The sequence below is a fragment of the Mycobacterium sp. ENV421 genome, from assembly GCF_002887815.1.
Taxonomy (GTDB): Bacteria; Actinomycetota; Actinomycetes; order Mycobacteriales; family Mycobacteriaceae; genus Mycobacterium.
In genome coordinates this window covers 105777-126999 of the sequence record NZ_PDHO01000001.1, presented here as the reverse complement: position 1 = coordinate 126999, position 21223 = coordinate 105777, and the positions used below count along the sequence as shown (strand labels likewise).

24 protein-coding genes are annotated in these 21223 nt (G+C 64.8%); 12 read left to right on the top strand and 12 right to left on the bottom strand.

Going from position 1 to position 21223, the window contains the following annotated elements; translation table 11 throughout:
* Positions 1-158 precede the first annotated feature (158 nt).
* Positions 159-1685: an MFS transporter gene (locus CRM90_RS00520; protein ID WP_102805074.1), complete on the top strand. Its 1527-nt coding sequence runs from the start codon at positions 159-161 to the stop codon at positions 1683-1685.
* Positions 1686-1738: 53 nt separating this feature from the next.
* On the opposite strand, the gene CRM90_RS00515 is transcribed toward CRM90_RS00520, so the two are convergent.
* A complete protein-coding gene (locus CRM90_RS00515) occupies positions 1739-2287 on the bottom strand; it encodes a TetR/AcrR family transcriptional regulator (protein ID WP_158248968.1) in 549 nt (182 codons plus the stop codon).
* Between the two features lie 152 nt (positions 2288-2439).
* Here CRM90_RS00515 and CRM90_RS00510 point away from each other — a divergent pair, with 152 nt between their 5' ends.
* A complete protein-coding gene (locus CRM90_RS00510) occupies positions 2440-2805 on the top strand; it encodes a DUF1330 domain-containing protein (protein WP_102805072.1) in 366 nt (121 codons plus the stop codon).
* Positions 2806-2811: 6 nt separating this feature from the next.
* On the opposite strand, the gene CRM90_RS00505 is transcribed toward CRM90_RS00510, so the two are convergent.
* Positions 2812-4008, bottom strand: a complete 1197-nt coding sequence (locus CRM90_RS00505) for a DUF445 domain-containing protein (protein WP_502693214.1) — start codon at positions 4006-4008, stop codon at positions 2812-2814.
* A 65-nt stretch (positions 4009-4073) separates the two neighbouring features.
* A complete protein-coding gene (locus CRM90_RS00500) occupies positions 4074-4760 on the bottom strand; it encodes an Abi-alpha family protein (protein WP_102805070.1) in 687 nt (228 codons plus the stop codon).
* 125 nt (positions 4761-4885) lie between these two features.
* Between CRM90_RS00500 and CRM90_RS00495 the strand changes: the two genes are divergently transcribed.
* On the top strand, positions 4886-5260 hold the full coding sequence (locus CRM90_RS00495) for a DUF2834 domain-containing protein (RefSeq protein ID WP_102805069.1): 375 nt from the start codon (positions 4886-4888) through the stop codon (positions 5258-5260).
* Positions 5261-5267: 7 nt separating this feature from the next.
* Here the strand turns inward: CRM90_RS00495 and CRM90_RS00490 are convergent, their stop codons facing one another.
* Positions 5268-6134 (bottom strand): SMP-30/gluconolactonase/LRE family protein, encoded by an 867-nt coding sequence (locus CRM90_RS00490; protein WP_158248967.1) that lies wholly within the window; start codon positions 6132-6134, stop codon positions 5268-5270.
* A gap of 143 nt (positions 6135-6277) precedes the next feature.
* On the opposite strand from CRM90_RS00490, the gene CRM90_RS00485 reads away from it, so the two are divergent.
* Together CRM90_RS00485 and CRM90_RS00480 are read left to right on the top strand one after the other, a co-directional pair.
* Entirely contained in the window at positions 6278-7141 is an 864-nt protein-coding gene (locus CRM90_RS00485) for a DUF4344 domain-containing metallopeptidase (RefSeq protein WP_102805359.1), read from the top strand.
* A gap of 124 nt (positions 7142-7265) precedes the next feature.
* The gene (locus CRM90_RS00480; protein WP_102805067.1) at positions 7266-8366 is read left to right on the top strand and encodes a ferritin-like domain-containing protein; all 1101 of its coding nucleotides are present in this window, start codon (positions 7266-7268) and stop codon (positions 8364-8366) included.
* A 68-nt stretch (positions 8367-8434) separates the two neighbouring features.
* Here the strand turns inward: CRM90_RS00480 and CRM90_RS00475 are convergent, their stop codons facing one another.
* Positions 8435-9259, bottom strand: coding sequence for a glycoside hydrolase family 16 protein (locus CRM90_RS00475; protein WP_233209122.1), 825 nt, complete (start codon positions 9257-9259; stop codon positions 8435-8437).
* 443 nt (positions 9260-9702) lie between these two features.
* Here CRM90_RS00475 and CRM90_RS00470 point away from each other — a divergent pair, with 443 nt between their 5' ends.
* The 4 genes from CRM90_RS00470 (at position 9703) to CRM90_RS00455 (ending at position 14470) form a co-directional block, all read left to right on the top strand.
* Complete coding sequence (locus CRM90_RS00470) at positions 9703-11157, top strand: hypothetical protein (RefSeq protein ID WP_142391299.1); 1455 nt, start codon at positions 9703-9705, stop codon at positions 11155-11157.
* Positions 11158-11333: 176 nt separating this feature from the next.
* Complete coding sequence (locus tag CRM90_RS00465; protein ID WP_102805064.1) at positions 11334-11591, top strand: hypothetical protein; 258 nt, start codon at positions 11334-11336, stop codon at positions 11589-11591.
* Positions 11592-11600: 9 nt separating this feature from the next.
* Positions 11601-13337: a ubiquinone-dependent pyruvate dehydrogenase gene (poxB, locus tag CRM90_RS00460; RefSeq protein ID WP_102805063.1), complete on the top strand. Its 1737-nt coding sequence runs from the start codon at positions 11601-11603 to the stop codon at positions 13335-13337.
* 119 nt (positions 13338-13456) lie between these two features.
* The gene (locus CRM90_RS00455; RefSeq protein ID WP_102805062.1) at positions 13457-14470 is read left to right on the top strand and encodes an alcohol dehydrogenase catalytic domain-containing protein; all 1014 of its coding nucleotides are present in this window, start codon (positions 13457-13459) and stop codon (positions 14468-14470) included.
* Here CRM90_RS00455 and CRM90_RS00450 read toward each other — a convergent pair whose 3' ends face one another.
* From CRM90_RS00450 to CRM90_RS00440, 4 genes are all read right to left on the bottom strand, one after another.
* Positions 14471-14872 carry an Rv0313 family protein gene (locus tag CRM90_RS00450; protein ID WP_102805061.1) on the bottom strand — a complete coding sequence of 134 codons (402 nt, stop codon included), beginning with the start codon at positions 14870-14872 and terminating at the stop codon, positions 14471-14473. It abuts the gene before it with no gap.
* A 67-nt stretch (positions 14873-14939) separates the two neighbouring features.
* A complete protein-coding gene (locus tag CRM90_RS00445) occupies positions 14940-15776 on the bottom strand; it encodes a dihydrodipicolinate reductase (protein WP_353616966.1) in 837 nt (278 codons plus the stop codon).
* Entirely contained in the window at positions 15710-15982 is a 273-nt protein-coding gene (locus CRM90_RS31405) for a hypothetical protein (RefSeq protein ID WP_353616965.1), read from the bottom strand. The genes CRM90_RS00445 and CRM90_RS31405 overlap by 67 nt, the downstream gene beginning before the upstream one ends.
* Before the next feature lie 3 nt (positions 15983-15985).
* Positions 15986-17221 (bottom strand): hypothetical protein, encoded by a 1236-nt coding sequence (locus CRM90_RS00440; RefSeq protein WP_102805060.1) that lies wholly within the window; start codon positions 17219-17221, stop codon positions 15986-15988.
* A 41-nt stretch (positions 17222-17262) separates the two neighbouring features.
* Here CRM90_RS00440 and CRM90_RS00435 point away from each other — a divergent pair, with 41 nt between their 5' ends.
* Together CRM90_RS00435 and CRM90_RS30640 are read left to right on the top strand one after the other, a co-directional pair.
* A complete protein-coding gene (locus tag CRM90_RS00435) occupies positions 17263-17856 on the top strand; it encodes a TetR/AcrR family transcriptional regulator (protein WP_102805059.1) in 594 nt (197 codons plus the stop codon).
* Positions 17857-18100: 244 nt separating this feature from the next.
* On the top strand, positions 18101-18247 hold the full coding sequence (locus CRM90_RS30640) for a hypothetical protein (RefSeq protein ID WP_192827518.1): 147 nt from the start codon (positions 18101-18103) through the stop codon (positions 18245-18247).
* 213 nt (positions 18248-18460) lie between these two features.
* Here the strand turns inward: CRM90_RS30640 and wrbA are convergent, their stop codons facing one another.
* Both wrbA and CRM90_RS00425 read right to left on the bottom strand, forming a co-directional pair.
* Positions 18461-19072 (bottom strand): NAD(P)H:quinone oxidoreductase, encoded by a 612-nt coding sequence (gene wrbA / locus CRM90_RS00430; RefSeq protein ID WP_102805058.1) that lies wholly within the window; start codon positions 19070-19072, stop codon positions 18461-18463.
* Entirely contained in the window at positions 19069-19902 is an 834-nt protein-coding gene (locus tag CRM90_RS00425) for a hypothetical protein (protein WP_102805057.1), read from the bottom strand. The genes wrbA and CRM90_RS00425 overlap by 4 nt, the downstream gene beginning before the upstream one ends.
* Before the next feature lie 54 nt (positions 19903-19956).
* Between CRM90_RS00425 and CRM90_RS00420 the strand changes: the two genes are divergently transcribed.
* On the top strand, positions 19957-20439 hold the full coding sequence (locus CRM90_RS00420; protein ID WP_102805056.1) for a nuclear transport factor 2 family protein: 483 nt from the start codon (positions 19957-19959) through the stop codon (positions 20437-20439).
* A gap of 77 nt (positions 20440-20516) precedes the next feature.
* Here the strand turns inward: CRM90_RS00420 and CRM90_RS00415 are convergent, their stop codons facing one another.
* On the bottom strand, positions 20517-21179 hold the full coding sequence (locus CRM90_RS00415; protein ID WP_102805055.1) for a L,D-transpeptidase family protein: 663 nt from the start codon (positions 21177-21179) through the stop codon (positions 20517-20519).
* Positions 21180-21223 lie beyond the last annotated feature (44 nt).

Below are 21223 nucleotides of genomic sequence, written 5' to 3'. Positions count from 1 at the left end.
ACCTCGGCCCCGTAGCGCGAGTCGGACGCACTCTCGGGCAGGTGCTCGACGGCGGCTCGGGTTGCATGGCAGATGCCCGAATGTCAGCGAATCGAATTGCGGGCAACCCGCGAAGCAGCTTCGGGCCATCGCGTAGGTCGTCGGTCTAGCATCGCCTGGTGAGGCCGCAGACGCAGGTCACCGGGTTGTCGGCCGTCATGACGACGGTGGCCATGGCCCTGGGCAGCGCCGTCGCTGTTGGCGACCTGAGAATTCTGGCGACCAACATCTCGATCGTTCGCCATGGTCTCCGGTTCTCCCCCAGCACCACCATTTTCGTGTCGTCTCTGGCGACCCTGACCCTGGCCGCCTCAGTGCTAGGGGCTGGCGTTCTGGGCGACAAGTACGGCATGAGGCGGACGTTCACCGTCGGCGCTTGTGGTGCGGTCGCGTTCGGGCTCATCGGGGCGGCAGCACCCAACGTCGCGGTGCTGATGATCGCCAGAGCCTGCATCGGCGTGGCGTTCGCGTTCCTGGCCGGTTTATCGCTGGCCATCATGAACGCCGTCTTTCCTCCCGATCGCCGGGCGGGTGCGATCGCGAGCTATCTCGCCGCGGTCTACGCCTTCGGGGTGCTGCCGGCGACGGTTGGCAGTCTGCTGGCCGAGCACATAGGTTGGCGCAGCGGCCTTCTCGTCACGCCTGTCCTCGCGAGCCTCGTTCTGGTGCTCACCGTGCGATACGTTCCCGAGACGCCACGATCGCACCGCAAAACCGACATCCCCGGCCTGCTGCTGGTGGCTATCGCCCTCATCGGCGTGACGTACGGGATCTCCGTGCTGCAGAACGGAGTGGACCGCGCGGCGATGGCACCGATCCTGACCGGGGTCCTCGCAGCAGCAGCGTTCGTATGGTGGGAGTTGCGCTGTGACGATCCGGCGCTGGATCTACGAATCTTCCGCTCGCCTCGCTTCAACGCCGTAGTGACGGCGGGCGCTGCCAGCAATCTGGTCCAGGGCGGCTCGATGATCATGGTCACCTTCTACCTCATCCTCATTCGTGGACAGTCGACGTGGGCGTTCGCGCTGTTACTCGTTCCAGCCACGCTGTTGTCCGCACTGGCTGCACTCGGCGCCGGCCGGGCCGCCGCGCGCTTCGGTAATTGCGCCGTGGTCGTGGCGGGCCTGTCAGTGTTGGCGGCGAGTCTGCTTGTGCGGCTGTCCTTCACGATCGACACCTCGATCATCGTCGTCGGGGCGGTGGTCGCGTTGACGACAATTGGCGGCGCGATCGTGCAGACACCGCAGGCGACGGTCATGATGTCCAGCGCGCCGCCGAACCTCGGCGGTGTGGTCTCGGCGGTGAAGGCGTCAGTGGGCGGAACATTCTACGGCCTGGGTTCGGCGCTCTTCTCGATGTTCGGCATCTTGTTCTTCATTCGCGACGCCGAACCGAAGCTGGCCGGCTCCGGCATCAGTGCCCGGCAGGCCGGCGACATCCTGGGCGCAACGGGTAACGGCGCGGGTGGCGCCACCCTCGATCCGGAGCGCACCGCGTGGGTTATCTCCCAGGCAACCTCGAGCATGCTCGACGCGGCAGATGCGCTGAATCTGATCATGACGGTCATACCGCTGACGGCGATCGCTGTCGCCTTGGTGCTGTTTCGGCGCGAGCGCGACGCGCCGCCAGTGTCACAGTTCTCCTGATATCCGCGTTCGATTCCCGACATCGGCTTCGCAGTGACGGTTACCCGCAGGCGTCAGTCCCCGGCCGCCAAGCTGCGTTCAACACCCTCCACCGCAGCTAAAGCCAACTCCCCCGCCGACACATCACGCGCAGTCGAGAAGGCCATCAGAGCGCTGCCGCGGAGCAGCCCGATGATCGCGACGGCGGTGGTCTGAGGGTCGACATCGGGTCGGACGGAGCCGTCGTCGATCCCGTCGACGATGTACTGCGCGAGGACTTCTCGGAACTTCGCGTCGCGCTCGGCGAAAAGCTCGGCCAGCGACGGTTCGGCACCCGCGGATTCGGTCCAGAGTTTCAGGAACGCTTCCGAGCGCGGTGACCGCTCGTGCAGTCCGCTCAGGTAGGCCGCCACGAAATCGGTCAGCCGGCCGAGCCCGGTCGCCGAGTCAGCCGGGACGTCGAAGGTCTGGGTGAACTTGATGAGCTCCTCGAGCAACTGCGCCTTGCTGCCGAAATGGTGGTGGACGATGCCGCGGCTGTACCCGGCGGCCTCGCCGACGGCAGCCAGCGACACCGCGCGCGATCCGTGCACGGCAACCAACGCCGTGGCGGCTAGCAGCACGCGTTGTCGAGCGTCTTCTCGACGTTCAGCCTGAGTTCGGCGAGCCGATCGCAACTCCTCCATGCCTGGTCATCCTGCCTGAGGCCGAACTTGTCAGTGCCGTCCACTAACTTGCGTGTTGTTCAGCAAGTAACTTACCAAGGGAGAACACCATGTCTGCTCTCGACACGTCCGCACTCGAGCAGTTCGTCGCCGCCGATCCGAGCGCACCGGTGGTGATGCTCAATCTCGTGCGCTTCGCACCCGGCGGTGCGGACAAGTACCGGGAGTACATCGAGCACTTCAGCAGCTCCGGGATCCAGGAACGCTACGGGGTGACGATTGTGTACGGCGGCGTCGGGCATCCATCCCTGCTTGCCGATGCTGGCGGCGACTGGGACCTGGTGGCATTGTTCCGCTATCCCAGCCGGCGGCACTTCGTCGACATGGTCAACGATCCGGACTACCAAGCCTTCGAGCACCTGCGGGCGGAGGCTGTTGCCACCGCGGTTCTGCAGCCCACTACTCCGGCGCTGTAGCCGCACTCAGTGGGTGAAGAATTCGATGATCTGCACCTGAAGCTCACCGACCACGCCGCCGAGCACCGCGCCGACCGCGATCATCAAGGGCTCGTCATCCTTGAACACCGGCCGCAGGATCGACTCGTACTCCTCCTCGGTCAGTTGACTCATCTTGTCGATGACGACCTGCTCGAGGTTCAACGCGTTCGCCGCGTACTCCTGGGCCTCCAGCAAGGTATCCGGGAGACGCTCCAACACCAGCGCAACGACGCGGTCCTTCAGCGCCCGGTATCGCTTGGTGCCGACCGCCAGTGTCACCATCGGTCGCGCAACGCCGGTCTGGGCGTCAATGGCGGCGTCGATTTCCTTGGCGGCCAACGCGAACAGCTTGTCCGAGCCGGGGCCTTTGATGATCGCGTCGAACATGAGCTCGGGTGAGAACAGATCGTCGGCCAGGATCTTGGCGTAGTCGCGGGTGATCTTGTCCCGCTCGGCATGCAGCAAGCCTTGAAAGGGGATGAAACCGAGGAACTTTCGCGGGTGCATCGGCCGGAAGAGCATGTTCAACGCGATGTAGTCGCTGATGAAGCCGACCGCGAACCCGAAGGCCGGCATGATCCACGGGTTCTTGAACAGCGCCCACGCCACCATCTGAACCAGACCGATCACCAGACCGAAGTAGATGCCGCTGCGCCGCACGAACGCCATGGCATCTGTGGTGACGCTGCGCATCAGCTTGACGAGCTTCTCCTTGTTGCGCACCAGCGTCGTCACCGCCATGAAGTGCAGATCGAGGTAGCGCGGCAGGTCGGCCTTCATCTCGGTGAGCATGTTCTCGACGATGTGGGGCGCCTGCCTGTGCATCCGCTCCTGGATCCCCCGTCTGGCGGATTCCGGTAACGCATCCCACAGGCCGGGGCGAATCTCGTCGGCAAGGTCGCGGGAGATGTCGTCGATCGCTGCGGCGAGCGGACCGCGCAGCGCGTCGACGGCTTCGTTGGCGTCGATGCGGTCCAGCAGCTCTTCGGGTTTCAGCAGATTGGACGTCAGCAGATCGATGGTCTTCGAGCCGACCTTGCCCGCCCGCCGCGGCACGATGCCCTGCCATCCGAACGGACCCCAACCCCTGAATTCGATGGGTCGGTAGAGCATTTCGAGTGCGACGATTTTCGTGCTCCACCCGACGAAGGCCGCGACGAACGGCATCGACAGGTACACCATCCAATAGGCGCTGAAGTCGGCCTTGATCTCAGTCCAGCTGGAGATAGCCAGCACGGATACTGAGCTCACTGACCGAGTTCCCCTGTGGCGGCCGCCCACAGCGACATGCCGAGCGGCGACAGCGTCAATGTCGACTTTTCGACTTTGGCGGTCAGCGGACCGCGCGACGCGCTCTTGATGGCCGCAAGCACCGACGTCTCGGCCATCAGTACCTCGTACTCAGTGGCCAGGGCAGGGTCTTCGGGGCCGGCCTCGACCAGGCCTAGTGACAGCAGGTGACTGACGTATTGCGGAACCATCTGCGGCAGAGCCACGTTCGCGGTCCGCCCGATCAACGAGGCATTCTCCAGCGCCGCCCGCCCCGGAACACGTGGACTGAGCCAGGTGTAGATGTTCACCATCGGCGACGACGACCCGTCGGACGGTGCGCCCAGGATGCGCGCCTCGTCGGCGACGAGCTGATCAAGCAGGTGGTGGTAGAGCTCGACCTGACTCCCCTTGGTGTTCTGGTCGAGCGCGCGGTCCAGCAGCCGGCCCATCTTCCCGGACAGCGAATCGGGGTCCGGCACTGATGCCTCCGACACTGCCTCGGGGGCGGCATCCTCGCGAGCCTCGGCAGGGTCCAGCGAATCGAGTCCCTGCCGAATCGCACCGACGACTTGTTCCTCGGCCCAGCTGTAGACGTCGAGCCCCACTCGCGCGGCGTCCACCGCGCGCCCGATCAGTCCTCGGGGGTCATATGAGAAAGCCACCCGCAGAAAATAGCCCGACGCACGTCCCTGCAGATGGCGGAGGCATCGATTACTCCGTATTGCAATCTCCACGGACGACCTGAGATCGGCGTCGCAGCCGCGACCGATCGGCGCATAATCCGTCGATGACGACGATTTCGCGCCTGCCTCGAACCGACAAGCTGCTCTGCGGCATCTACCTTGTCCTGGCAATCGCCGCGCTGGTGTTCGTGTTCGGGAACACCGTCGCCTACATGCTCAGCGAGGGCAATGGCGGCCTGACGGGCTTCTTCGCGGCCGGGTACGTCAACTACGCGACGTCGTCATTGACCAACGATCTGTTGATCGTCGCGCTGGCGGCAACCGTGCTGATGATCGCCGAGGGCCGTCGACTCGGAGTCCGTTATCTGTGGGCCTACGTCGCGGCCGGCTTCGTGATCGCGATCAGCGTCTCGTTCCCGCTGTTTCTGATCGCCAGGCAGCTCAAGCTGGCCGATCGAAACAGGTTGTCAACCAATTAACCTCGACTCAATCGGTTAGCTGCTGCTCGTCGAACCGCGCCTCGGGCAAGCCTTGAGCGCCGACGTCGACGAGAAACACCGCGCCGGCGAGTGGTTCCGCCTCCGGCACGTCAGGCAGCGCCGACGTGATGGCCAGCGTGCGCAGATCGCTGCCCACGAACATGCAGCTGGTCGGGCGCGACACCGGCACCTCCACTTCACGATCGATCCGGCCGTCCGGCGTATACCGGACGACCTTGCCCCCATCCCATTTCGCCGACCAGACACACCCATCCGCATCGACGGTGAGGCCGTCCGGATCAGAGGGTTTTACGTCCATCGCGAAGATTCGTCCGTTGTGGATCTCACCGGCTGCCGCGTCGTAGTCGAAGACCCGAATGATCTGGGTAGGCGAATCCGCGTAGTACATCAGCGTGCCGTCCGGCGACCAGCCGAGACCGTTTGACACGGTGACGCCGTCGAGCCGCACCTGCGGCCGTCCGTCTCGGACGCGATAGAGATGCGCGACGGGCTCGGTCTCGGGGTCGTGCAACGTGCCGAACCACAGACGCCCGTTGCGGTCGGTTTTTCCGTCGTTGCACCGCACGCTCGAGGTGTCCCAACTACCGGTCCACCTCGACTCCCAGTTATCACCGTTGTAGGCATAGAGGCCGTCACGGCAGCCGGCGAGAAGGAGCCCGGACCGGGTTTTGACGACGAAGCCCACTTCGCCGGGCGTGGAGATCGTGGTGACGTCACCGCCGTCCAGGCAGACCCAGTGCACCGAACACCCCGTGCTGTCCACCCAGTAGAAAGTGCCGTCCTCGGCGTCCCACCATGGCCCTTCACCCAGTTCGTCGCGATGGTCTGACAGGACGTCTAGCGTCGGCGGCACTTGGTCTCCCTGCTGGCGGTTGTTGCCTCCATGCTCCCAGTTCCTCGGCAGTGCTTCTCCGCGAGAGTTGATCTAACACCCCCACCACCGGCGTAAATCTGCGAACGTGTCAATTACCAGTGGCGTTGACGGAGGTCGAGAAGATGAGCGCTCGGATTCTGCCGGTGTTGGCAGTTGGGTTGTTGCTGACCGGATGCGGTGGCGGCGGCACCGAGGAGAAAGCCGAATCCTCGGGCAGCTCCCCGGCATCGGAGACCCCAAAAGCCAAAGGCCCCGAGGACACTGCGACGGCGGACGCCGGCGGAAAGATGACCGTCACCTACGACGATGCCACCAGTCCTGAAGCGCAGAATGGCAAAAAACTGTTGCAGGACAACATGGTTCTGGAAGATCTCGCCGACGACATCAACCAGTCACTGAAGCTGCCCCAGGACATCCCCCTGCACGGCTCGCAGTGCGACCAGGCCAACGCCTTCTGGAGCCCGAGCCAGAAGACCATCACCATCTGCTACGAGGATGCCGACCTCGGGGAGAAGATCTTCACCAAGGCGGGCGACAAGGATCCGACCGCATCGGCCATCGGCTCCGAGGACGCGACGTTCTATCACGAGACCGGCCACATGGCGATCACCCTCTACGACCTGCCGATCACCGGCAAAGAAGAGGACGCCGCCGACCAACTGGCGGCCTACATCCTGCTGACCCCCGGCGACAACGGCAAAGTGGACACCGAATCGCTGAAAGCGATCACGAATTTCGCGCGCGCGTTCCAAGCCTCCGCCTCCGCACGCACCGAACTCGGCGCGGCGGATATGGCCGACGTCCACTCACTGGACCAACAGCGCGTCTACAACCTGCAGTGCTGGATCTACGGCTCCAACCCCGATGCGAACGCCGACATGATCAGCGACGGCGGACTCCCCCAAGAACGTGCGCAGGGCTGCCCGGACGAGTGGAAGCAACTGAGCCACGCCTGGTCGACATTGCTCGACGAGCATTGGAAGTAGCGAGCGCGCATTAAGTAGTCGTCTACTTCAATTTCGCTGATCAGACGATGTCGCTTGACGGGGCCGCCAAAACGGGCGCACTGTGTGATTCAAGTCATAAGACCGGGGCGAAAGGCGACAACTCGTGACGACTAAAGACAAGTACACCCAGGTGCCCGACCCCTACTCATGGGAGGTCCCCAGCGCCGGCGACGCCCGCTTCACCTGGGAATACGACGAGGGACGGGCCCGACTTCTGTCGCTGTATCAGAAGGGCAAGGACAAACAGTGGGACGCGCAGTCGCGTATCGACTGGAGCCTGGACGTTGACCCGATGAACCCGGTCGGAATGCCCGACGAGTTCCACCCGCTGTTCGGCAGCCCGGCGTGGGAGTCAGCGGACGAGAAGCGCCGCGCCGAGATGCGCCAGCACAACCAGGCCTGGAACTTCTCGCAGTTCCTGCATGGGGAGCAGGGGGCGATGGTGTGTGCGGCCAAGATCGTCGAGGTGGTCCCCGATTTGGACGCCAAGTTCTACGCCGCCACTCAAACCATGGACGAGGCCAGGCACGTCGAAGCCTTCTCACGATTCCTGCAGGAGAAGATCGGTCTGGTCTACCCGATCAACTCCAACCTTTCCGCTCTGCTGGCAGACACCCTCAGCGACTCACGATGGGACATGCCGTATCTGGGCATGCAGGTCCTCATCGAGGGACTGGCACTCGCAGCGTTCGGGGTACAGCGGGATCTGGCGCCGGAGGGCTCGCTGGCCAAGCAGCTGCTCGCCTACGTCATGCAGGACGAGGCACGACATGTGGCCTTCGGTCGAATCTCGTTGAAGGACTACTACTCCGAGCTGACCACGGCCGAGCGCGACGACCGTGAGGAATTCGTCGTGAATGCCTGCTACCTGATGCGTGACCGGTTCCGCGGCGAGGAGGTCATGGAGAGGTTAGGTCTCGACGTCAAGGAGTGCGCCGAGTGGGTTGACCATTCGCCGCTGATGATCCAGTTCCGCTCGCACCTGTTCAGCCGCATCGTGCCGATCGTCAAGGACATCGGGCTGTGGGGCGACAAGGTGCAAAAAGCCTTCCGGGACATGGGTGTTCACGACATGGCCGACCTCAACATCGAGGCGCTGATGAAAGCCGACGAAGATCAGGCCGAGTCGCTGGACAAGGCACACGCCGAAATGGCGGCCCGAGCCACCGAGGTCGACGAGGTGATCGCGGCCGGCATGAACTAGGCCAACCCCGAGCAGAGAAGTGGTGTCCGCGGTGTCGCCGGGACGTCACACAGGCCTCGCCGCGTCTGCTACCAGACCCGCACGTAGTCGACGAGCATGTCGGCAGGGTAGGTGCCGGGCCGCGGATCGCCACCGCCCGAGCCGCTGACGGCCAGGTTCAGCACCGGGAACATCCGGTAGTCGGGGAAATTGAACGGCCAGTCGTCGATGGAATTGGCCGGAACCGTGAAGTACGGCTCGGCGCCGTCGACGTAGTCCTTCCAGAAGTACATCCCGGAGTCGTTCCATGTGACTCGCCAGGTGTGCCAGTCGCCGTCGATCGGAATCGGTTGGGTGGCAAAGGACGTCCCATCCAGACGCGCGTGAACGGTTGTGCCCGAGGGCCATTCACCATTGCCGTACCACTCCGCGAGGTCCACCTCGCCACCGACTTCGGGGTGGTCGTTCATCAGCCACCAGGCCGGCCAGCAGCCCGCGGTCAGGCAATTGAACTTGATCCGGGCTTCCCAGGTGGTCCCTATCCCGCCCCACCAGTTCCCCATGACCTTGCCGCTGACGTACTTGTTGTTGTTGCGGGTCGCACGGATCACCAAGTTGGAGTTGCCGTCCAGGAAGACATGCTGACGATCGTCGCGGTACTGGCCCATGTTCTCGGGCCGATCCCAGAACACCGGGTTCTTGATGGTCTCGCGCGCCTTGGCGATGCGCCACTTGGCGGGATCCGGGGCTGAGCCGGCCGGTCCGTCGAACTCGTCATGGAAGAGATATGCGGGCGCCGCAGCATTGGGCGCCGGCGCTTGCGGGCGCGTGGGAGTGGCACCTGCCACGGGCATCGGCAGGGCGGCGGCGACCGCGCCGAACCCCGCCATGAGCATCAGGCTTCGACGATCAATTTCTGGCACGGCTAAACCATAGAATGGAATCCTGGCCGGGCGCGTAACCGGGGCCATCTCTTCTACTCCGCCTCGCCGAACTCCCGGTGAACAGCCGATTGACCTGCATAAACGATCTGACCAATAACGGCCGGCTTGCCCGTGGGTGTCGCGGCACAACCCGGCGCGAGCGCGTGTCGCCACGCCGACCACATCCTTACGCCGCCGCTAATTCTCGGCAGTTGAGTTCGGGACGACCGCCACCGAGCTGAGCCGGTCGCGCAAACATACGATGACCTCGGATTCTGTTCCGGCGGCCCGCTTACGGCGGCTTGGCGACACCCGGCCGGGCAACCCTGGCGTCGCCATAGGGCAAGCATGCGGAACCGTGCCGTTCACCGTTTGGGGTGGCCCTGACCTGCCCGCTCCTCTACGATGCCCTAGAGCTAACGAAGGGTCAGCAAATGGGGTCAAACAAATACGTCGGGTACGTTGGCGGACTCGCGGTTGCGGTCGGGGTGGGCGCGGCTGTTGCCGCAGCAAGCCAAGGCGTAGCAAGCGCTGATACCGGCAAATCGGATTCATCATCGAGCGCGTCGAACTCGGCCAAGCCCAACGCCGGGCCGAAGAAGTCCGCGACCGGCACCACGAAGCGCACCAAGGCGGTGTCGAAGCCCGCCGACAAGGTCAGCAGCGCAGCATCTTCCGATTCCAAGCCCGCCGCGTCGGCACTGAAATCGGTCACCACCACCGCAGCCGATTTCGAGGCCGCTCAGGTCACGAAGCTCGAGGGTCTGTTCAAGGGCACCGGACATGCCGCGCCTCGACCGGCCGCCGCCTCGGTGACCACCGAAACCTCCACGGCGGATGCTGCCGTGACGCCGACCGCTGCCGCAACGCCGACCGCCGCCGCCACACCTGCGACGGCTTTCTGGAACCCGTTCCGGTGGATGCCGCCCGAGCCGGCGCCGCAGGACATGCCCGGTCCCATCTGGACGCTTGAGCAGTCCTTCATGGCCGTGTTCCCCAACCCCGTAAAAGCAGTCGCCCGTGAAGGATTCGAACTGGGTTACCGCCTCACCCAGATGATCCCGTGGGTCAACGTGGTCGTCCCCTTGACGAATATCGTGACCGACCTGCCCTCAGCATTTGAAGGCGACAAGGCGGCCGCCCAGCGCGTCATCAACAACCTGATCGTCACGATCAACCCGATCGCGGTGCTGTACTACGGCTACAACGAAGTCGCCGACGTGCTCAACCTGGAAGCGCCTGCCCTGCAGCTGCAGACCTGGTTCATCTCCTCGTTGTGGAACCTCTTCGACCCGTTTGCCTTGCTGCACAACCGTGGTGAGGCCGGGTTGCCGCTGGCGACGACCACCCCGCCGCCCGACCAGGTCACTCCGGAAGCGACGGCGACGCTCGCCGCCGCGGTGACCCCGTCGGCCAGCGACGTCACCTTGCCGGACATTCAGCTGCCGGATGTCATCAACCCGTTCCCCGCCGACGACCCGAAGCCGTACGGGATGCCGACCGCGGTGTACAACGCCGAAAAGAGTTTGGTGGCAGCGTTTCCCGTCGAGGCTCGGCCCGTGGTGCGTGAGCTCTACGAGGCCAGCTGGCGCGTCTCGCAGATGGTGCCGGGCTTGAGCGCCGCGTTGCCGATCGGCAATGTGTTGCCGGCGCTCTACCAGGCCGCGCTCGGCAACCGGGCTGCCGCACAGGTCGCCATCAACAACGTGCTCCTGGCCACCACCGCTCTGTCGATCCTGTACTACGGCTACGACGAGTTGGCCGACGTGCTCAACGTCGAAGCAGCGGCGCAGGCGGTCAAGGTGCAGATCTACGCCGCGGTGTGGGACGAGGTCGACCCCAACGGCCACCTGCACGTGCCCGGCCAGTCCGGACTGGTGACCGTCTAACCCGTCCAGTAGGCCCCCGCACGAGCACCCGACCCATACGGAACTGACACGTGTCGGTGTCGATCGCTGCGCTCATGGCGGATTCCCACATGCGTGACCGAGTTGCTCCGTGGTGGTTTCGACCGGCCGCCAGGCGGGGATATTAAGCCAGCACAACTCGACACCTGGGAGCGATCATGAACGATCAGGATGGCGGCACCGGAGAGGTTCTCCGCACGCTGGGCCTGATGCTCAATCTGTCGGCAATCGTGGCGTTCGCGCTGTTCCTGAGCACGCTGGGTCCGGGTGGCCCGGGTCCGTCAGCGCTGGCGGCGGCGATTACCGTGGTCGCGTTCCTGGCCAGCCTGGCCTGCTTCGCGATCGACCGCCGCCGCACCGAGGAAGAGCCTTTCGGACCTGCCGCCAGCCCGGTCACCGTCGCCGCTGAGGTCTAGACTTCTGCTGTGCCGACCGTCGCCCAGCACCTCATCGCGGCCCTGAAATCCAGTGGTATCAACCGTGTCTACGGACTGCCGGGTGACAGTCTCAACGGATTCACCGATGCGATCCGACGTTCCGAGGACATGGCGTGGGAGCACGTACGCCACGAGGAGACGGCCGCGTTCGCCGCGACTGCCGATGCAGCGCTGACCGGTCAACTGGCGGTATGTGCCGGTAGCTGCGGTCCCGGCAACACCCACCTCATCAACGGCCTCTATGACGCCCAGCGCACTCGGGTGCCGGTGCTGGCGATCGCTGCGCACATTCCGCTCAGCGAGGTCGGCACCGGCTACTTCCAGGAAACGCATCCCCAAGAATTGTTCCGGGAGTGCAGCGTCTACTGCGAGCTGGTCAGCACTCCGGAGATGGCCCCACGCCTGGTCGAGATCGCGATGCGCACCGCGATCGAGGAAAACGGTGTTGCAGTCCTGGTGATCCCGGGTGAGGTGTTCCTGGCCAAGCTCCCCGACCGTGACTGGAACACCAAACCGGTGCTGCCGACCCGATCGGTGTTGCGCCCCGACGACGAGTCGCTGCGGCGCGCGGCGGACATCCTCAACGCGGGGTCGCGCGTGACGATCCTCGGTGGCGCCGGTACCGCGGGTGCGCACAGCGAGCTGCTCCGGCTTGCCGAAACCCTGAATTCGCCTATCGTGCATGCCTTCCGCGGCAAAGAGCACATCGAGTACGACAACCCGTTCGACGTCGGGATGACCGGCCTGCTCGGTTTCGCATCTGGCTACAAGGCCATCAAGGAAGCCGACGTGCTGCTGATGCTGGGCACCGACTTCCCGTACTCGCAGTTCTATCCGGACAACGCTCAGGTCATCCAGGTCGACATCCGCGGCAGCCACCTCGGCCGGCGTACGCCGGTGGATCTCGGTTTGGTCGGTTCGGTTAAGGACACCATCGACGCGCTGCTGCCGCTGCTGACCCGCAAGGCCGACCGGACGCACCTGCACCGGTCGCTGAACCACTATCAGCGCACCCGCAAGTCGCTGGACTCGCTGGCCGTCAACGACCGCGAACGCACCCCGATCCGTCCGGAATACGTTGCGGGCGTGGTCAATCAGCTATCCCACAACGACACCGTGTTCACCTTCGACGTCGGCTCACCCACCATCTGGGCGGCGCGGTACCTGACCATGAATGGCAGGCGACGGCTCACCGGATCGTTCACCCACGGCACCATGGCGTGCGCGCTGCCGCATGCGATCGGCGCGCAGACCGCGTACCCGGGACGTCAGGTGGTCGCCCTTGCCGGTGACGGCGGGCTGGCCATGGGGTTCGGCGAGCTACTCACCTTGGTGCAGAACAACCTGCCGGTGAAGGTGATCGTCTTCAACAACTCCTCGCTGAATTTCGTCGAGCTGGAGATGAAGGCCGCCGGGGTGGTGAACTTCGGCACCGAGCTGAAGAACCCCGATTTCGGTGCCGTCGCCCAGGCGATCGGTATGTTCGGCCGCCGAGTCGAGCAGCCCGCCGATCTGGAACAGGCCATCGCCGATGCGCTGGCGCACGACGGGCCGGCCTTGGTCGATGTGGTGGTGTCCCGGCAGGAATTGTCCATTCCCCCAGCGATTTCCGCGGAGCAAGCCAAGGGTTTCACCCTCTACGCGATCCGTACGATCCTGGCCGGCCGGGCAGATGAGTTGCTCGACCTGGTGAGCACCAACGTCGCGCGGCGCATCCTCGACTAGCTCGTCTGTCGGTCCGCAACCGTTCTCAAACAGGACCCGGCGAGGCAGAATCAGGATTACCACCGCTATGCTGAGTAAAGTTCAGTGAACTCAGCAATGCCACGACTCGAGGGAGTGCCATGGCGACGCACCGCGCCGTACACGTGAAATCAGCCAATGCTCCGCTGGAGCTGACGGAGGTCGAAACCACGTCACCTCCGCCAGACCATGTGCGCATCGCCGTCAACGCCTGCGGGGTCTGCGGCACCGACCATGCGTTCGTCACCGGGTCGTTCCCGAATCTCACCTGGCCGATCACCCCGGGCCACGAGATCGCCGGCACCATCGCCGAATTGGGCTCTGGCGTCGACGGTTTCGCGGTCGGTGACCGGGTGGCGGTGGGCTGGTTCGGCGGCAACTGCAACACCTGCCTGCCCTGTCGCAAAGGCCAGTTCATGCAGTGCGTGAACCTAGAAATTCCGAGCTGGAACTATCCGGGCGGCTATGCCGAATCCGTCATCGTGGCCCGCACCGCGCTGGCGCGCATTCCCGACGGACTGTCGTTCGCCGAAGCCGCCCCGATGGGATGTGCCGGGGTGACGACCTACAACGCCCTGCGCACCACGCGCGCCGTGGCCGGCGACCGGGTCGCCGTCCTGGGCATCGGCGGGCTCGGGCACCTCGGTGTGCAGTGGGCCCGCGCCATGGGGTTCGAGACCATCGCGATCGCGCGCGGGGCGGGCAAGGCCGACGACGCCAAGGAGCTCGGCGCCCACCACTACGTCGACTCCACGGCCAGTGACGTCGGCGAGGCGCTGCAGAAACTCGGCGGTGTACAGGTGGTGCTGGCCACCGCGGCCAACTCGGCGGCCATGGCGGCCACGGTCCCCGGACTGGCGCCGCAAGGCGAGCTGGTGATCGTCGGGGCCACGTTCGATCCGCTGCCCATCGCTCCGGGCGATCTGATCTTCGGCAACTTCAGCGTGGTCGGGCATCCGTCGGGCACCTCCGCCGACGTCGAAGACACGCTGCACTTCGCGCTGCAATCCGGGGTGCGGGCCCGCATCGAGGAGCGACCGCTGGCCGAGGCCGCCGAAGCGTACGCAGCCATGGACGAGGGCCGTGCGCGCTACCGCATGGTCCTGACGATGTAGCTACTCGGGCTGGTCCTCGGTCGGGGCGGCGTTCTCCGACGCGTCGAGGACGCTGACGTCGATGCCATAGGGCAGGAACCGGACGTTCCGGGTGGGATCGGTGTTGTGTTTGTTCGCGCGCAGTGCGTCGAGCTCGCTTCGGTACACCTGTTCGACGTGGGCTTTACCGTCGGCGTCGGTGGTGTAGACCGTCCACACCCCGTCGCCGGCCTCCCCCGCGGTCTCTGGTTCTGAGCGTGGCCGAGTCCGGCGGTTGAACTCGTCGAACAGCACGCCGAACCCGGCTCCCTGCCCTGAGCTGGTGAGGAACTGCCCGAAGGCGTCGCGAAGGCCCTCACTGGCCTGGCGCACCACGCGATCGATGTCGTCGGGATCGAACCCGAACGGTCCGTTGTTATCCATAACTGCCAGTGTGCGCGCAGTTGGCAGCCCCGTCGACAAGTTGACCTTCGCGCACGGCGAAACCGGTTCAGCGACCGCCTCGGTACAGACTCAGCGGCAGATCCGCCATCGTGACGAAACCAGCGGCGGCGTCGCACACAGCACCGACAGCGTTCACCGCCTGCATCGCGGTGGCCACACTGGCTGACCGCACATGTTCGTCTAGTGGAACGTCGCGACGAAAACTGGCCAGCGTCATCAGGTGCGCCTGCATCGACGGGGTTCCTTCGATGGTGACGGTCCACCCGTGCCGGGGCGACGGCCAGTGCTTCGGCTGCGGTTCACCTACGGTCCAGAGCGTTTCCACCTCGACGGCCGGAACCCCTTGGCGCAGGCCGGTCCACCGCCAGTGCTGACCGGCGACTGTGCCGGCACGCAGGGTCCGCCCGCACACGTCGCGGTCGGCGCTGGCGCCAATCACCTCCAGTTCGGTGGTGACCTCGTCGACATCCAGATTCAGCGCATCACCCAGCAGCCAAACTTGTTCCTGGAAAAGCTGACTGGTGAAGCTCAACCCGTCGGTGTGGGCGTCCACCTCGTCGATCGGACTGCCGAACTTCATCTGGTCGAACGTGATCTCGGTGCTGTCGTACACCGACCAGTCGGCGCGTTCCTGCACCATGACGTGCTCGACGCTCCGCGACATACCGGTCAGCGCCAACGGCACAACCACTCCGAGGTTGCCGGGGTTCAGGCCGGTGCCGTGCAGCGAGCTGCCGCCGTCTACGCAGGCCTGCCGGAGCCGGTCGCGATCGGCCGGTTCCATCCGCGCGGGGTGGAACGCGAACGCGGTGGTGATCAGGTTGGCCCCGGACGCCAGGATCGCAACCGCGTCGTCAACCGAGGGGTGCCGAGGCGCGTACACAACCGCGTCGGCCGCTGAAGTGTCGCGTCGATCGCCGTGGTGACGCCGACCGGGTCCCGCCCGGCCAGCACGCCGGCGTCAGCGCCCGCCTTGGCCTCCGAATAGACCTTGACGCCAACCAATTCCAGATCGGGATGGTCCAGGATGCCGCGGATGGCTTCGACCCCCACCGCCCCGGTGCCCCATTGCACGACGCGGTAGGCCATCGACTACACCACCGTCAGCGGCAGGGAGAGGCGTTCTTCGAACTCGAAAGTGACGCCCTGACTGAACTTGGTGACCTCCACCTCGGGGGAATCCTTGGTTGCGGTCTCGGTCTTCTCGAACTCGGCGGTCCAGTCGTCAGCGGTGCCGGTGATGCGCACCGCGATGTACGGATCGACGGCTGTGGCGATGGCCTGCAACGGTCCCGGGGACGCCGGGGAACACAGCGGCACCCACGAGCCGTCGTCGTGCGCCGGCGAGGGGTGCACATGCAACCGGCCGCCTTCGACCTCGGCGACGACGTAACCGGCCGGGTTGAACAGCGGGTGCAGTTCGATGACCTTCGCCAGACCATCAAAGTCGTTGGGCAGCTTGAGGGCTCGCTTGATCCGCTCGGCGGCCACACCGGCGATGCCGACGAGTTGTTTGGTGCAGATGTCGGTCGCCAGCTGTTCGTTGTCACCGGCACGGGCGCGTACCGCGATACCGAACGACAGATTCAGCAGATGCATCTGCAGCACCACCTCGTCGGCGATGCGCACCAGCGCGGAGTGCGAGAACGCCCCGAAGTCGACGTCGGACACCAGCACACCCGAATAGTCTGCTTGGCCTTCGTCATTCGGATCGATCGTGCCGAGCTCCCAATTGGCAGCCTTGGTTTTGGCCACGACGTCCAGTGCGGGGATGCCGGTCACCTCGGGGTAGGACTCGTCGATGATGACGGTCCATGCGCAGTGCGGCTGACGGTCAGCGGGCGTGCGCGGTGGGCGGTGAATCGGACGCACCTGCGCCTTGGCATTGGTGGCGACGGCGGTCGCGTCGAACGTCGGATCCTCGATGTCGTGGCACATGCCCTTGACGTAGTCGGGGCCCATCGGTTCGACGTCGAGCAGGGCTCCGCAGTGGTCGAGGTGGAATTCGCCGTGCCAGCGGTCGTGGACGGTGTAGCGGAAGTCCATGAATTGCGGCGGTGCGCCGATGTCGAGTTGCAGGCCTTTGAAGATTGTGAAGATGTCGACGCCCTCATATTTGAGGGCCTTCTGCATGCGCTTGGTGTAGATCGGGCTGGCGCCCGCCCATTCCTCGATGGCGATCTGCAGCATCTCGGGCCGGCCGAACGACTGAATGCACCACGCCATACCGGAGCGGTCGATCATCTGGCCGATCAACAGCAGTTCGGGGACCAGGGTGGCGAGTTCGGCCCGGGACAACTGGGCATAACGGCTGAGGGGCTGGCTCATACCGCGAAACATAGTCGGCTCAATGTTATAAAGTCAACGATGTGAAAGCGCTGGGCACTCCCCCGACGCGGCAGACTCAGGCGCCGCGCAAGCGGGGCGACGACACCCGGGCGTTGATCATCGACGAGACCGTGCGCTGTGTGGTCGAAGAAGGTTTCCAGGCGGCCACCGCCAAGCACGTCGCCGAGCGGGCCGGGGTCACCTGGGGCGTCATCCAGTACCACTTCGGCGACCGCAACGGGTTGCTGATGGCCGTCGTCGACGAGGGCGTGGCCGGCTTGCTCAAAAGCCTCGGCGAAGCCGATGTCGCCGATCTGGAATTGCGGGAGCGCATCGAGGTCGTCGTCGACACCGCGTTCCGCTGCTACAGCAGTCCGACGTCGTTGGCGGCATTCGAGATTCTGCGAGCCACTCGCGGCACCCACGGCGACAGCGCCACACGCCACCTGTTGGAGATCAATACCGCGATCAACCAACTGGGCCGGCTGATCTCCGACGATCCCGGCGTGGCCGAAGTGATCTGGTCGTCGCTGCGCGGCATGGTGCTGGTCGAGATGATCGTGAACTCACACCTGGAATGGCAGCGCGAGCGTCAGCTGTTGGTGGACATGGTCACCCGGTATCTACAGGACTGAGCCCGTAATACAGCGAACGCCGTCACCCGTCGTCGTTCATCGTGTGCACCGTCACATGACGTAGGCCACAAACATCGACATTCGTGTGGGCATGTCGCGAATCTCACAGGGCCAAAGTTGATTTACCTGAAATTAACAAGGAGCATCGAGGAGTTCCTTCAGACAGGCGATCCCTGATTGATGGACGTCTACAGCAAAAAAACAAATCCCCTGCTGAACCGGGGGACATCAAGGAGTTGAGAAAATGTCGTCGATTGCGCAGTTCCGCAAAGACATGAAGCGGGCCATGACGCGTCGCCGTCTGTACGCACGCATCAGCGCGATGCCACCGTCAACGGTCCGCGAGGAGCTCGTGGCCATCGCGCAGCGCTACGAAAACGAGCTTGGCTGAGGCTTTCACCACCCTCAGACCTGTGACACCGGGAGCGCGATCGTAAAGCCCAGATCCTTGAGCACGCCGATCTCGTAGGCGCTGAGGATTCTGACTCCCTTACCGTCGTCAGTTGCCGAATTCATCAGCTGCAGAGCATTTTTGGCGGTTGGGTCGGTGCTCACGCTGCGCTGGCGTGGGGGCTCAGCGAAGTCCGCCGACCCATACGAAGCCTCATCCGGGATCGGCCTGACCGAGCCGCGCGGCGATGGTGACTACACGTCGCGCCAAGTGCTCGAGTGCGGCGGCCGTCTCGTCGGCAATCGGATTTTGGTTGTTCGGGCCGGTGATGTGGCTGGCCCCGTACGGGTTGCCGTCGGCGAACTTGACCGGATCGGTGTAGCCGGGCGGGACGAGGATGCCGCCGAAATGCATGAGCGTGATGTAGAGAGCAAGCAGCGTGGTTTCCTGTCCGCCGTGGGCGGTCTGGGAGGACGTGAACGCGGCATACACCTTGTCGGCGAGTTTGCCCTGGGCCCACAAGCCGCCCAGCGAGTCGATGAAGGTTCGGAATTGTGCTGCAGGAGAGCCGAATCGGGTGGGTGTGCCGAAGATGACCGCGTCGGCCCAGACGATGTCCTCACCTGTCGCGGCGGGCAGGTCTTTGGTGGCCTCGTAGTTGGCGGTCCACGCCGGGTTCTGCGCGAATGATTCGGGGTCGCGGGTCTCGGCGATGTGCCGCACGCGCACCTGGGCTCCCGCTTCTTCGGCTGCTGCGGCAACCATTTTGGCCATAGCGGTGCCGTGCCCAGTTGCCGAGTAGTAGATGACCGCAAGCTTTGTCATGTCGTTTCCTCTTTCTCGTCGTGTTCCGGGAACATCTTTCGCATGACCACCCCCGCGACGATCCCGACCACGATCAACGCGATACCCACTCCGGCGGCAAGCGCGCCGCTGACCCAGCCGGCGATGCCGATACCGATCACGAATCCGGGCAACCAGTCCAGGAGCTTCCCGAATGATGGTGGGGGTTCGGTGGATTCGCCGTTGGCAGCCAGGGATTTCGCCCGCGCGTAGTCGGGGTAGAACTCGGTGATGGCGACGGCGATCAGCGTGATGGCAAGCTGGACGATCCAGCCGGTCCAGAAGTTGTCGCCGTTGTGCAGCACCGCGTCGCCGAACGTGCCGACCGCCGTGTTGATGACGAACGCGCCGGCCCACACTGCGCTCAGTGTGTAGTTAACCCGGATGAACAGGGGGCTGTCCCAGTGTTCGGGGTCGACGGTGTCGCGGGCGTAGGCGATCGTGAATGGGCGGCGGATCGCCAGTGTCGCCAGCGCGTAGGCGGCCAGTAGGCCGTTGGTGATCTCGCCGGCCCACAACTCGAGCCAGTTGATGAGCGCCGCCGAGCCGAAGATGCCCAAAGCGACGAACGCGGCGAAGACCACGGCGCCGAACACTTCAAGGGAATGCACCTTGATGCCGCGGCGGCTGCCCGCCCACATGACGATGAGGGTGAGGGCCAGCGCGGCGGCCGCGGCCTGACCGAAGCGGCCCGGCCCCGACATGATGGCCATGACGATCCACGGTGCGATGCCGGAGAACGGCGACCGCAGGAAGCCGTCGATGAAGGTGGTGCGGGGGACCGCGGCATCAGCCTTGTCCGGGTCAGCCATGGGCACAATTGTCACCGGGACAACCGCCCCCGTCGACACATTCGGTGTGCTGCAATGACCGGCATGGCTGATGCGGAAGCAATCGAAGCGATCAAACAGGTCAAGTACCGCTACCTGCGGGCGCTGGACACCAAGCATTGGGACGATTTCGCCGACACTCTGACCGAGGACATCGTCGGTGACTATGGCTCGTCACTCGGTGAGGAGCACAGCTTCACCAACCGCAAGGATCTGGTGGAGTTCATGCGCAAGTCGATGCCCGCCGGCGTGCTGACCGAGCACCGCGTCACCCATCCGGAGATCAGCGTCGACGGCGACGAGGCCGAGGCCATCTGGTACCTGCAGGACCGGGTGATCGTGCCGGAATTCAACTTCGTGCTGGAGGGCGCGGCGTTCTACCGGGACCGCTACCGCAAGACGCCCGACGGCTGGAAGATCAGCAAGACCGGCTACGACCGGACCTACGAGTTCACGATGTCCACCGAGGCGCTGAACTTCAAAGCGACGCCGGGCGCCGCGATCAACCCGAACCCCTAACTCGAGCTCGTCGAGCGTGGGGCTTCTCGGCGACGATCGTCGCTAGTTTCAACGACAACCGGCACGCTCGATGCGCGCTATTTGGCGACGGCGATCAGCGCGCCGGGCTGAAGCCAGCGCATGATCTTGACGAGGGTGTCGTCGTCGAGGGAGACGCATCCCGCGGTGGGGCCGCCGTCGGTGGTGTGGACGAAGAAGGCGCCACCGTTCCCGGGGATACGAGCCTTGTTGACGCCCATCACGATCGCGTGGGCGTATTGCGGGATGTAGAGGTTCTCGGTGCCGCTGGCCGGGTTGGTGTCGAACGGGCAGTCGGCTTTCTTGCAGACCTGCATGGTGTTGTAGGTCGGGCTCTTCATGTCGCCGTCCCACCAGTGGTCTTTCGTGACTTGAACGTATTGCAGACCACCGCCCGGGTTGGGCTGGGTGCCGAAGGCGAAGTCGAGGGTGAAGATGCCCATCGGCGTCTTCATTTCGCCGTCGTGAGACTGCGGGACCATGCCGTTGGCGCCGACGTGGGTGGGGACCCCGACGAGGACGGGCTGCCAACCGTTGGCGCCGCGCTGCCAGACATCCATGTTCGCGGTGGCTCCGCCGGTGCTGACGACGGAAAGGACCTGGGTGGCGTTGCCGACGTTGGACTGGAACCAGGGGGTTTCGGCGTGGCTGGGCGGTGCCGAGGACAGCGCGAGCAGCGCCGCACTGAAGGCAGCACAGATCGAAACGACGGCTCGGCGCATCGGTTCATGGTCCCTGTGGGGTTCCTGGCGGGTCAAGTCAAGGT